General features: G+C 36.8%; 9 protein-coding genes and 1 pseudogene. 9 read left to right on the top strand and 1 reads right to left on the bottom strand.

What is annotated here, in order from left to right:
- The first annotated feature begins 631 nt into the window (after window positions 1-631).
- The 7 genes and pseudogenes from hutP (at window position 632) to AKG34_RS29505 (ending at window position 10,532) form a co-directional block, all read left to right on the top strand.
- Window positions 632-1,096 carry a histidine utilization transcription antiterminator HutP gene (hutP, locus tag AKG34_RS25245; RefSeq protein WP_053348919.1) on the top strand — a complete coding sequence of 155 codons (465 nt, stop codon included), beginning with the start codon at window positions 632-634 and terminating at the stop codon, window positions 1,094-1,096.
- 317 nt (window positions 1,097-1,413) lie between these two features.
- Window positions 1,414-2,925 carry a histidine ammonia-lyase gene (gene hutH, locus AKG34_RS25240; protein WP_053348918.1) on the top strand — a complete coding sequence of 504 codons (1,512 nt, stop codon included), beginning with the start codon at window positions 1,414-1,416 and terminating at the stop codon, window positions 2,923-2,925.
- A gap of 221 nt (window positions 2,926-3,146) precedes the next feature.
- Entirely contained in the window at window positions 3,147-4,805 is a 1,659-nt protein-coding gene (gene hutU, locus AKG34_RS25235; protein WP_053348917.1) for a urocanate hydratase, read from the top strand.
- 13 nt (window positions 4,806-4,818) lie between these two features.
- Entirely contained in the window at window positions 4,819-6,117 is a 1,299-nt protein-coding gene (hutI, locus tag AKG34_RS25230; RefSeq protein WP_152952414.1) for an imidazolonepropionase, read from the top strand.
- Window positions 6,118-6,249: 132 nt separating this feature from the next.
- A pseudogene (locus AKG34_RS27785) lies at window positions 6,250-6,360 on the top strand (hypothetical protein); the annotation flags it as partial.
- 1,234 nt (window positions 6,361-7,594) lie between these two features.
- Window positions 7,595-8,800, top strand: coding sequence for a quaternary amine ABC transporter ATP-binding protein (locus tag AKG34_RS25225; protein ID WP_053348915.1), 1,206 nt, complete (start codon window positions 7,595-7,597; stop codon window positions 8,798-8,800).
- Between the two features lie 4 nt (window positions 8,801-8,804).
- Window positions 8,805-10,532, top strand: a complete 1,728-nt coding sequence (locus tag AKG34_RS29505; RefSeq protein WP_053348914.1) for a glycine betaine ABC transporter substrate-binding protein — start codon at window positions 8,805-8,807, stop codon at window positions 10,530-10,532.
- 192 nt (window positions 10,533-10,724) lie between these two features.
- Here the strand turns inward: AKG34_RS29505 and AKG34_RS28435 are convergent, their stop codons facing one another.
- On the bottom strand, window positions 10,725-10,907 hold the full coding sequence (locus AKG34_RS28435) for a hypothetical protein (protein WP_053348913.1): 183 nt from the start codon (window positions 10,905-10,907) through the stop codon (window positions 10,725-10,727).
- Window positions 10,908-11,500: 593 nt separating this feature from the next.
- Between AKG34_RS28435 and AKG34_RS25210 the strand changes: the two genes are divergently transcribed.
- Together AKG34_RS25210 and AKG34_RS25205 are read left to right on the top strand one after the other, a co-directional pair.
- A complete protein-coding gene (locus tag AKG34_RS25210) occupies window positions 11,501-12,415 on the top strand; it encodes a nucleoside hydrolase (RefSeq protein ID WP_053348912.1) in 915 nt (304 codons plus the stop codon).
- 680 nt (window positions 12,416-13,095) lie between these two features.
- A complete protein-coding gene (locus tag AKG34_RS25205; RefSeq protein ID WP_053348911.1) occupies window positions 13,096-13,386 on the top strand; it encodes a WXG100 family type VII secretion target in 291 nt (96 codons plus the stop codon).
- Window positions 13,387-13,460 lie beyond the last annotated feature (74 nt).

Raw genomic sequence — 13,460 nt, 5'->3', positions numbered from 1 at the left:
ACATAATATAGAAATAGAGGGTAATTTTATTAAAATGATTATTTTATCAACACTTTTCATGCTTTTTTCTTTAGTTTTAGTTACTCCAACATTTGCAAGTGAAACATAAAACCACTTTTTCAACTTCTTGATTTCCTTTCCCGATTAAAATAGATATTTCACAAAAGCAAAAAACTTCGCAAAAAAGAAATACGATGATTTCTTCATGCCAAGTTCCATTCTATACCCTAATAACTAAATTGGATTCTTGTTTTATTTACTTAAGTATTCTAAAGTAACTCAAATATATAGTAATTGAAAATCTCAAAATAATAATTCAAAAATCTTCAGATGAATTATACTTTTTTTCGGCCCGTATTTGTTCTACTCTTTTGGGGAACAATTCTGAACATAAGATACAGTGGGACTCTTTTTTCTAATTGCAATTTAGGTATTTATAAATGCAAATCAGTCACTAAAGGCTTTGTTGTCTGAAACTTCAGAATCGCCTAAAGTATAGCTATTGAATAAATAGTTGTCAACATCGTTATGTATGCGCTCACATGAGTATTGTCATATACAGATTGACAACTTATGTATCCTAAAGTATATACTTATTGAGTCGTAGGGAAAATAAAGGGGAGGGACATCTATGAATAATCAAGTTAGCCAGATCAATAATTTTTCTATGGGGAAATTAACTTCTTTATTGGTTCTCATGCATAATACAGAAATGGTAAAAGAAATTGAACAAGAACTTATATCTAGAGGGTGCCAGTATACAGTTGGAAAAGTTGGTGCCATGGATTTATCTAAAGTAGTTTCCGCGATTGAGACGAGTGCTAAAACAAACAATGTAATAAATTCTAATTCGTATAGAGAGGTTCATGCTCTTTATCATGCAATATTAGAGGCGATGCAAGGAGTAAGCAGAGGAACCCTACAATTAGGCGATATTTTGCGTACTGTTGGTTTAACTTTTTCAATTGTTAGAGGAAATATTGACTTTTCTGGATACAATGGAGAATGGATTAGTGTATTTGTATATGGAACTATAGGTGCTCCAAAAAAAGGATTCGAACATGATGCATTAGGATTTGGATTTAATCATATATAAAAAAACGACCCAAATTATTTAAGTTTCAAATAATTTTTAATATTTTTAGAAAAACAATTGACAAAACATTCAGATAAGGCGATACTCTTATTAGGTGCCATACTAGTTATACTTTAAGTCGTACACCTTAAAGTATATAGTCATTTAGGTTTCATAGTTATTTAGGATTGATTTCAATGTTTAAACTTATAGTTAAAGCCCATAGTTAATAGATTATAGGGGGCTATATCAAAAGAGGAATACATTTCTCTTTTGATATAGCCCCCTTTTTATTTTCAAAAAGTAAGGTGATTTTATTATATAAAGGAGTGATGATAATGTTTATTCAAATAGACGGGAATTCATTAACGTATGATCAAATTCATCAAGTTATTCATGAGGGTTATTCCGTTAAAATTAGTAGTGATGCTCTAGAAAATATAAAGAAAAGCAGAAATATAGTTGAGGAAAGTATTATCAACAACAAAGTAATCTATGGTGTTAACACAGGATTTGGGAAATTTAGTGATACGGTAATTTCAAAGGATGATTTAGCTGACTTACAAATCAATTTAATTCGAAGTCATGCTTGTGCCCTTGGGGAGCCATTTTCTTTGGAGGTAAGCAAAGTTATGCTGCTTCTCAGAGCGAATGCATTAGCAAAAGGATTTTCAGGCATTCGTCTGGAAACTCTGCAGTTACTAATTGATTGTTTAAATCACAATATTGCTCCTGTTATTCCAAGTCAAGGATCATTAGGAGCAAGTGGTGATTTGGCTCCTTTATCACATCTAGCATTACTATTAGTTGGAGAAGGCGAAGCTATTTACAATGGTGAAAAAATGTCAGGGGGAGAAGCACTAAAGCAAGCAGGTCTTGAACCGATAAAATTACAAGCAAAAGAAGGCCTAGCTTTAATAAATGGAACTCAAGCTATGACAGCTGTGGGTGTAGTTGCATATATGGAAGCTCAAGAGCTTGCTGATCTTGCAGATGGTATAGCTGCATTAACATTAGAAGGCCTTCAAGGAATTGTTGACGCTTTCACTCCAGAATCTCATTCAGTAAGACCTTATCCAGAACAGCAAAAAGTAGCTGGAAGAATTCTTTCTTATCTTGAAGGTAGTCAATTAACGACCACTCAGGGACAAATTCGAGTACAAGACGCTTATTCATTACGATGCATACCACAAGTACATGGTGCTGTTCAACAAGTTTTAAATTATGTAAAAGAGAAACTAACCATTGAAATAAACTCGGCAACGGATAACCCATTAATATTCTCAGATAGTGGAAAGGTTATCTCTGGAGGAAACTTCCATGGCCAACCGATTGCTTTCGCAATGGACTTTCTTGGTATAGCAATGTCAGAAATAGCAAGTATTTCTGAAAGACGAATTGAACGATTGGTAAACCCTCAACTAAATGATTTACCAGCATTTTTAAGTCCAGATCCTGGTCTTCAATCAGGTTTAATGATTACCCAATATGCTGCTGCATCACTAGTTTCAGAGAATAAAACATTAGCTCATCCTTCTAGTGTAGATTCTATTCCATCCTCAGCTAACCAAGAGGACCATGTGAGCATGGGGACAACGGCTGCACGTCATGCTTACCAAATTATTCAGAATAGTCGCAAAGTCCTTGCTATAGAAGCCATTTGTGCTGCTCAAGCTGCAGATTTTAGAGGTTCAAATAAGTTAGCACCTGAGACAAAAAGAGTTTATTCAAAAATAAGAGAAGCTGTTCCAACTATTACACAAGATCGTATCTTCTCACTTGATATTGAAAGATTAGCTAAGTTACTAAAAGAGGACGTACGGGAAGTTAATTATCAATTGATGCATTGATAAAATTACATGGATATTTTTTTAATATAAGGTTTCTCAAAGGGTAATTATGACACCTAAACATAAAATTTATAAAATTAAGAACAGTTAATGACGCTTTTTATGAATTGTGTCTCAGTAGAGTTAAAAAAAAGTAGATTTTTTCTAAGAAATTATTAGTTTCTATAAATTCAAAAAATCTAGTTTCAGATATTTTCATGTTAATAGGGGAGGAAATATAAATGAAAACTGAACAAAGAGTAATTAGAGCACCTCGTGGAAAAGAACTAAACACTAAAGGGTGGGTGCAAGAAGCTGTTCTTCGTATGTTAATGAACAATTTAGATCCAGAAGTAGCAGAACATCCAGAAAAGCTAGTTGTATACGGAGGAATCGGAAAGGCTGCACGTAACTGGGAAGCATTTGATCGTATCGTGTCATCTTTAAAAGACTTAGAAGAAAATGAAACTTTATTAGTGCAATCAGGAAAACCTGTTGCTGTTTTCAAAACCCATAAAGATGCACCACGTGTCCTGTTAGCTAATTCAAATATTGTGCCAGCATTTGCTAATTGGGATAAATTCCATGAACTTGATAAAAAAGGGTTAATGATGTACGGCCAAATGACGGCAGGAAGTTGGATCTACATTGGAAGTCAAGGAATTGTACAAGGTACGTATGAAACGTTTGCTGAATGTGCGAATCAACATTTTAATGGCGATCTAGCAGGTACTATTACCGTAACAGCTGGGTTGGGAGGCATGGGAGGAGCTCAGACTCTAGCAGTTACGATGGCAGGCGGCGTAGTGATTGGCATTGATGTCGATCGATCACGCATCGAAAAACGGATTGAAACTCGTTATTGTGACGTCGTGTTAGAAAACTTAGATGAAGCGATTGCGTTAGCTAAAGAAGCAAAGGATGCGGGTAGACCTCTTTCGATTGGTTTAGTAGGGAATGCAGCCGAAGTTCTTCCAGAAATGCTTAAACGCAACTTTATCCCAGACATTGTGACAGATCAAACATCTGCACATGATCCACTAAACGGTTATTTACCAGTAGGGTTTACTTTAGAGCAAGGGGAAATTTTACGTAACAACAATTCAGAAGAGTATGTAAAAAAATCAAAAGCAAGTATGGCTCAACACGTGCAAGCCATTTTAGATATGCAAAAAAGAGGTTCAATCGCTTTCGATTACGGCAATAATATTCGTCAAGTAGCGCTTGATGAAGGAGTGAAGGATGCGTTCGATTTTCCAGGATTTGTGCCAGCTTATATCCGTCCTCAATTTTGTGAAGGAAAAGGACCTTTCCGATGGGTTGCCTTATCAGGAGATCCAGAAGATATTTACAAAACAGATGAAGTGATTCTACGCGAATTCTCATATAATACGCATCTTTGTAACTGGATCAAAATGGCGAGAGAAAAAATTGAGTTTCAAGGATTACCAGCACGTATTTGTTGGTTAGGTTATGGAGAACGAGCAAGATTCGGGAAAATTATTAATGACATGGTTGCATCTGGAGAGCTTTCAGCACCTATCGTCATTGGAAGAGACCATTTAGATGCCGGTTCTGTTGCTTCACCAAATCGTGAAACAGAAGCAATGAAAGACGGAAGTGATGCTGTATCAGACTGGCCTATTTTAAATGCATTAGTGAATACAGCAGCAGGAGCAAGTTGGGTATCTGTTCACCACGGTGGTGGTGTGGGTATGGGTTATTCTCTTCACGCTGGTATGGTAGTTGTAGCAGATGGAACGGAAGATGCTGCACAACGTCTGGAACGTGTTTTAACAACAGACCCTGGTATGGGTGTTGTTCGTCATGTTGACGCAGGCTATGATTTAGCGATTCAAACTGCAAAAGAAAAGGGTATGAACATTCCATCATTAGATTAAGAGGAGTGAAAGCATCGTGAAATCAATTACGTATATTAAACGTGCATCGCAAGTGGTGACGGTTAAGGGTGGCAGTAAGGAACCAAAGCGTGGCCAAGCCATGTCAGACATCGGTATCATTGAAAATGGTAGCGTTATTATAGAAGGTGGAACGATTACGTTTGTTGGGTCAGATGTCGAAGCTGAACAATATATTTCAACTATAGATGGAAAAGTATCAACGATTGACGCCTCGGGGAAAGTCCTAACCCCGGGGTTGATCGATCCCCATACACATCTTGTATTTGCTGGAAGCCGTGAAAAAGAACTAGAAATGCGGTTAAACGGAGCGAAGTATATTGATATTTTAAAAGCTGGTGGAGGTATCCTTCAGACCACAACAAGTACAAGAGAAGCATCCGAAGAACAATTAATTGAAGAATCGTTGAAACGGTTGAATCGTTTTTTACAATATGGTGTTACGACTGTTGAATCTAAAAGTGGGTATGGATTGACACTTGAAGATGAATTGAAACAGCTTCGAGCAACGAAAAGGCTGAACGAGCAGCATCCAATTGACCTTGTTTCTACTTTTATGGGAGCTCATGCTATTCCGGTTGACTATAAGGAAAACCCAGATGAGTTTGTGCGTCTTGTGATCGAAGAAATGATTCCAAAGGTTGCCGAAGAAAACCTAGCTGAGTTTTGTGATGTTTTTTGTGAAGAAGGAGTCTTTACGATAGAGCAGTCGGAGCGAATTCTTGAGGCAGGAAAGAACTTCGGATTAAAGCCTAAAATACACGCTGATGAAATTGTCCAATTTGGTGGGGCTGAACTTGCAGCAAAGGTAGGAGCTGTTTCAGCAGATCACTTATTACAAGCTTCTACTGAAGGAATTAAGCAAATGGCTGAAAGTGGAGTGATTGCTGTCTTATTACCAGGAACTGCTTTCTTTCTTATGGAAAAGCCTGCAGATGCAAGAAAAATGATCGAATCCGGTGTACCTGTTGCTCTTTCGACAGATCGCAATCCAGGATCATCTCCTACTGAGTCATTACCATTTGTCATGAACTTAGCATGTTTGACGATGAAAATGACACCAGCAGAAGTTTTAACGGCTTGTACGATTAATGCAGCTCATGCAATTGGAAGAGCTGATCAAATCGGAAGTATCGAAGTAGGAAAAAAGGCAGATCTTGTTTTATTTGATGCACCAAATTACCAAACGTTACAGTATAACTATGCAGTAAATCTAGTTGATACTGTTCTTAAAAGTGGAAAAGTGATCGTAGAAGGTGGAATTCTGCAAAAAGTGCCAGTATCCACAACATAATTGCCCTTCTTTTCATTGACTGCGCTTGCCATTAGACAAATTTTAAAGTTAGAACCGTATCATATTGAATAGGATACGGTTCTAACTTATTTATCTGTTTTAGCTTTAGGGTTTTATTCGTTTAAATAACTTATTGTACTAGGCGGATCACAAGGGCGTGAAACAGCTACCGCTAAAGGAGTCACTATTTGTATTGAAGAAGCAGCCAAGAGAAAAGGGATTGAGTTAAAAGGTGCACGTGTTACAAATGTATTCAATGCTATTAATATAGAAGTATCTGTTTCTTCATAAAAAGTAAAAACGAACTTCTAAAAGTGTAAGTTCGTTTTTTTTTTGCCTGTGCGCTCTTTAGCTTCAAAACTCTTGCTTCATCTTCCATATTACACGCACAGAAATAACTGCTTCACTTCATTATTATTTGTTTCGTTTTTTCTTTTCGACCTTGAGTCTACCTTAGCCGCCTCTTCTTTATGACTAGACGAAGGAGTGTAGGCAAGTAGTTGTTCTGGAGACACATAGGCGGATGAGGTCCATTGTGCACCTCTAAAGACCCTCTCAATACCCACTAGATTTATTTAACAGTGACCGCAAAGCGTACCCATCGATTGTGGGACAATTTCATTTTTTTAAAAAAGTTTGCTGGAAATTACTTTTGACATTTCGGTAACGGCTTGAACCGTTGATAGATAAGGGTTTACAGAGGGTAGGTGGCCCTTTTATATGGGGCACCATTCTAACATGCATACTCTAGTTTTCCGCCCCACGTCATTTGAATTTCTATTCATTCTTTGTTAAGGTAATTAAGTACTTCATGGGTTATATGTTTAGTCAAGTGCAAAGACTAAAGAAAACTCTAAGTGAAAAACCATTTATATTTCAGTTGGTATATGCTGTGTCTGCTAGTTTCCTCAGTTATAATTGTACCTCTTTTCCCTACTTGAAATGCTCAATTAATTAGACACATATTGAATTACTTATGGGAATATAAAATTTTTTTCCTATGCGCTTTGTGTTAAGTGAAAGCGTCACTTCCTCCTTTGTTTAGGTTATGAAGTACTTCAGGGGTTAGATGTTTAGTCCATTGATTGGACCAAAGAAAACTCTAAGTGAAAATCATTTATATTTCAGTTGGTATATGCTGTGCCTGCTAGTTTCCCCAGATGGGATTACACCTCTTTTCCCTACTTGAAATGCTCAATTAATCACACATATTTGTTTCAAGCAATATACTTATGGGAATTATAAATTATTTTTTCGTACTTTGTGTCTAGTACAAGCTGGCGATCATTAAACTGCGTCAAGTCCGCTTTTATTAAAAAAAACTGATACGGGACAGAGAAAAATATAGGACGTATCGTTTATAGCCATTTTCATTTATTTCAAGGTACTTTTGTTTTTATATTGATTACTCGCATAAAACGGGGGAATTCAGCAAAACTGAATATCATATGGGCAAATATTAGAATGAGGTGACTCGATGGAGCCGTATGTAGAAGTCAGAAATGTCTCGAAAATATTTGGCAAATCTCCAAAAGCAGCGACAGATTTATTGATGCAGGGTAAAACAAAGAAAGAAATATTGAAAGAAACAGGACAAACAGTCGGTGTTAATAATGTCAATTTTGAAATTTACCCTGGTGAAATTTTTGTCATTATGGGGCTGTCCGGAAGTGGGAAGTCAACTTTAATCCGCATGTTTAATCGTTTGATTGATCCAACAATTGGAGAAATCTTAATTGGGAATGAAGATATCGTGAAGATGAACGCGGCCCGATTAAGAGAAGTCAGGCAAAAGAAAATAAGCATGGTCTTTCAGAACTTTGCTTTATTTCCGCATAAAACGATATTGGAAAACGCTGAGTTTGGGCTCGAAATTCAAAAAGTAGATCCAACAAAACGTCAAGAAAAAGCGATGAAGGCTCTTGAAGCCGTTGGATTAAAAGGCTACGAAAATCAGCTTCCATCACAGCTTAGTGGCGGAATGCAACAAAGGGTTGGGTTAGCTCGGGCACTCGCAAGCGATACTGATATTCTATTGATGGATGAAGCCTTCAGTGCTCTTGATCCATTAATACGTAAAGATATGCAGGATGAATTGCTGGAAATCCAAGATCAGTACAAAAAAACGATCATTTTCATTACCCATGATCTTGATGAAGCATTAAGAATTGGGGATAGAATTGCTCTAATGAAAGATGGAAGTGTGATTCAATTGGGAACGCCTGAACAAATCATGATGAATCCAGCCAATGAATTTGTCGAGAAGTTCGTTGAAGATGTTGATCTATCAAAGGTACTTACAGCCTCTCACGTGATGATACGGCCGGAGAAGATCGCGGTAGACAGAGGTCCGAGGGTTGCACTGGAAATCATGCGTAAACAAGGGTATTCCAGCATTTTTGTTGTGGATAGAAAGAAGAAGTTATTGGGGGCCGTGACTGCTGAACAGGCTCGTCAAGCAATGAGCAATAACCAATCGATTTCTGAAGTAATGACAACTGATATCCCAACTGTTAAAGAGGATGAATTGCTTGGAAACCTTATGGATGTGATGGCAACTTCAAGTCTGCCAATATCAGTCATTGATGATGAGAATAGAATTAAAGGAATTCTTCTTCGCGGGGCCGTAATTGGCGCCTTAGCAGGTAATAAAGATTCCTTGAATGAAATGGAGAGTGAATAATTCAATGAATATTCCGAAAATCCCACTGGGAGCTTGGGTCGATTCTTTAGTGGATTGGATAACTATTGTATTTGCTGGATTATTTACACTTATTACGAATGTGATTGAGGGTCTATTGGATATCCTGGTGGATGTAATGAGTGTAGGACCTTCCATCGTGTTAATTATTATTTTAACCCTTTTGGTTACCTATACAAGCAAATGGCCATTAGGAATATTTACATTCATCAGCTTACTATTAATCGATAATCTTGGTTATTGGGAATCAAGTATCCAAACACTGGCTATCGTAATATTGTCAGGTTTCCTAACCATTCTGATAGGGATACCTATCGGAATATGGTGTGCCCAAAATAAAACAGTGCGAAAGATCGTTACCCCGATATTGGATTTCATGCAAACGATGCCTGCATTCGTTTATTTGATTCCATCCATATTGTTCTTTGGAATAGGAGTAGTGCCAGGGATCATTGCGTCATTCATTTTCGCAATCGCACCGACAATCCGTATGACCAATCTTGGTATTCAGGAAGTGCCTAATGATTTGATTGAAGCATCGGATGCTTTTGGTTCAACCAGCAGCCAAAAGTTATTCAAGGTACAAATACCATTGGCAACTCCAACGATTATGGCAGGCGTTAACCAAAGTATCATGTTAGCTCTATCCATGGTTGTTACAGCTTCATTAGTTGGAGCACCTGGACTTGGAGCGGATGTTTACCGGGCTGTCAGCCAAATTAATGTGGGACAAGGATTTGAAGCAGGATTATCCATCGTAATCATTGCAATCATACTCGATCGTATCACGCAAAACCTTCGTAAACCAGCTTACGAACATATCGTTAACAGGAAAATCATTTTTACAATACTGGCCTTACTAGTTGTGGGTACTGCACTATTCAGTGCTTTTACAAAAGATACGGCTGTAAAAGGGGATAAAAATAGTTTTGCTGCCAAAGCCAATTATGAAATCATCGGAATTGAACCTGGAGCAGGATTGATGAAGTTGACTAAAACGGCTATAGATGATTATAAGCTGGATGATTGGAAGTTGGTTGAAGGGTCTTCGGCGGCAATGGTTGCTGAATTGAAAAAAGCGATTGATAAAAAAGAACCAATCGTCGTTACAGGATGGTCACCGCATTGGATGTTCTCGAAATATGACTTGAAATATCTCGAAGATCCGAATGAATCCTTTGGCGGGGCTGAAAATATCAATTCGATTGCCAGAAAAGGCCTCGAGCAAGATGCCCCCGGCGCTTATAAAATTCTTGATCAATTCTTCTGGGATACTAAAGATATGGAAGATGTAATGGTCAAAGTTACTGAAGGAATGTCTCCTTCAGAAGCAGCAGAAAAATGGATAAGCGAAAATCAGGACAAAGTATCCGAATGGACCAAAGGTGCTAAATCAGGAAATGGCGAAAAAATCAAACTTGTCTATGTTGCATGGGACACGGAAATTGCCAGTACAAATGTGATTGGCAAGGTTCTAGAGAAGAATGGTTATGATGTAACATTAAGTCAAGTTGAAGTGGGACCAATGTTTGCTGGCGTTGCAAACGGAAGTGCGGATGCAATGGTAGCTGCATGGCTTCCAGGTACACATATTGAATACTATAATAAGTATAAAGCTGACATGGTTGACCTTGGACCAAATCTAAAAGGAACAAAAAATGGTCTGGTCGTACCAGATTATGTCGATATTGATTCAATTGAAGATTTGAAATAAGAAAAAACGAGGGGTTTTCGCACATGAAAATTCCTCGTTTTTTTGTGATGAAAATGTTTTAGGGAGGAAATTTTACAATAACTTATATGAGCCTAAAATGTTGAATTAAAAGAGTTAAACCTTTAATAATTACATGCACTAAGGATTGCTGGCTAAAGGGAAGTGTATAAAGAGAAAAAGAATAAACGAATCCTAATTAATAGAAACAAATTTATTTTTCAATTCCTCTTCAGATACCACGATTTTGCCTCGCAAATCTTCGGAAAGTAATACATAGCTTTTCACTCCTATGAACTTTGAATCGGAAATAATAAAGAACTTTGTTCCCTTTTTGTACGTAGAAGGATAATCTTCAATTAACTTTAACATCTTCATCTTTTTTCCACCTTGAATATCCATTTACTAATTAGAATCTAACAACTTTCTTTATACTGGTAACCTCATATTATCAATTTAGTCTTCAACTATTTGGCCTATTTTAAAAATGAAATCACGGATATTGAATTTAAATAAATATCCTTGAATTAATAATCCAATATAAGTATTTACTAGTCAAGAATACATTTAAGTAAATATCTTTGAATATTTTAAGAAATCAGATGAAAACCGGCAAGGTGAGGTTCACCAACTGGATCACCCAACAAGGTTTTACTATTTGGATCATTTCTTTCATGTATTTACTGCTAAATTGTGGGGATTACTGTTTTTCTTTTTAATTGTCTATTATAAATATTCTTAAACTTTCCGTAGAATAACCTTTAATTGAATGCTAAAATTTAGTTGGAAAACCGGTTTCTCTAATACATAAGAAAAAATGGGATGTAACGGATGTAGATGTAGCCAACCACTTGGGTGCTTCCAAAGTAACTGTATCGTTAGTCAGTTCATTAAAGATCCAGTGTTTGTATAAGGAATTTGGTCAACGGTACTATCATCGTAATCCGTTTAAAAAGAAAGTGGGAAAATATATGAAACCAATAATATTTGATGTTGATACTGGGGTTGATGATGCCTTAGCGATGGCATACGCATTAAACTCTCCTGAATTGGACGTGCTAGGCTTTACAACTTGCTTTGGTAACGTGTCCGTAGATGAATCGACTCGTAATACGCTGGCAGTTTTGGAAAAGGTAGAAAAGAATATTCCTGTTTATAAAGGAGCCAATCAAACATTGGTACGTGGAATGAAGAAAAAGTATCCAAAGCATGTTCATGGAGAAGACGGTTTAGGAAATACACTTAAGAATGAACCAACTATTCAAGCATCACCGGGAAATGCAATCGATTTTATAATCAATCAGGTGAAAAGTCGCCCTCATGAAATAACGATTATTGCAGTTGGACCGTTAACTAACATCGCTTTGGCCATTAAAAAAGCACCTGAAATTATTTCACTTGTTAAAGAGGTAGTGATAATGGGTGGTGCAGTAAAAGTACCAGGCAATGTAACGCCGTACGCTGAAGCCAATATCGTATCTGATCCTGAATCAGCTGATTATTTGTTTTCCTCAGGGATGCCAGTCACCGTTGTGGGACTTGATGTAACACATCAAACGTTTTTACTAAGATCAAAGCTTGATGAATGGCGTTCGACTGGAAAAGGGACTGCCCAATTCTTTGCAGAAATGACCGAATTTTATATGAAGTCTTATGAAACTTTCAATCCAGGTATTGGAGGTTGTGCTCTTCATGATCCACTCGCAGTTGGGGTTGTGATTGATCCAAGTTTTGTGACTACAGAATGGATGAACGTCAAGGTTGTGACTGAAGGAGAAGAGACAGGTAGAACAATCGGTCAACATGAAGGTGTGGCAAGGATTCGCGTCTGTACAAAAGTAGATGCAGATCGATTTGTGAAACATTTCTTGGAACGAGTTATATAAGGACATGGACTCATGATGTGAGGCTCTAGCTTTGAACTTAAAAGAATATCGATTACTCTGCATGGGGATAACTAGTTAAGAGATATGCTCCGTTTGATACTTTTCAAGGTTAGCGGTTTTAACGTTTCATATTCACCTAAGGATCGTATTAATCGACGGCTATAGGTAATAAACCAGCATTATATTTGCTGGTAAAAGGGCATCCTTTCATTTGGATGTCCTTTTTCGATTTTCTTCCTGAAATGTTTTCATGTTGATTACAGGTAACGCACAGTATTTTTAATAGCGCGGGTGGAGTCCAACTTAATACTACAATCTCTTTAGGAAAAACACTTAAACGATATTGCCTTTTTTGTTTTTTAAAATTTAATCAATCGTTTGATTAATATAATTGGAAGGATTAGTGAAAGTCTAAAGTCACTATTTTATGGGGAAAGGAAATATATTTTCCATAACAGTCACATATTCGTGGGCATAAAGTTTTTATACTTATTAAAATGTAAAATATCCAAAACGGGTTTGCTAAAAAAAACAGGTATTTAGACTTTTTATAATGGTATATTCAGGATTTTTTATCTAATCATAATTTACCATTTTTCGAGTTTTTACTTATTTATATGGCAGAAATTGTATGGTTACATTAGAATGTAACTAAATTAGATTAAAGGAGGAGTTTTACTATGTCACAAATTCGCGTAACACCTTCAGAACTGAAAGATGTAGCTAGACAATATGATAATGAGAGCCAACAGGTAACGGATATCATTGGTCGTTTAGATAAAATGAGGGACCATTTAACTGGTATTTGGGAAGGGTCTTCAAGTGAGGCTTTTGTAGGTCAATACGAAGAATTAAAACCTTCATTCATGGATATGGCTCGTTTGCTAAATGAAGTTTCTCAACAATTGGATAGATCAGCTCAAATCCTTGAAGATACAGATAATCAGATTGCTAGTCAAATTCGCGGATAATTAGAAAGTAAAAGAGATAAGAAGTTTTTAGGAAAAAGCGCCGCGATTCTAAAAGAAGATCGTGGTGTTTTTTT

The organism is Peribacillus butanolivorans (assembly GCF_001273755.1).
Taxonomy (GTDB): domain Bacteria; phylum Bacillota; class Bacilli; order Bacillales; family DSM-1321; genus Peribacillus; species Peribacillus butanolivorans.
Note: the sequence above shows the minus strand (reverse complement) of the source record. Positions and strands in the feature narration are given on the sequence as shown.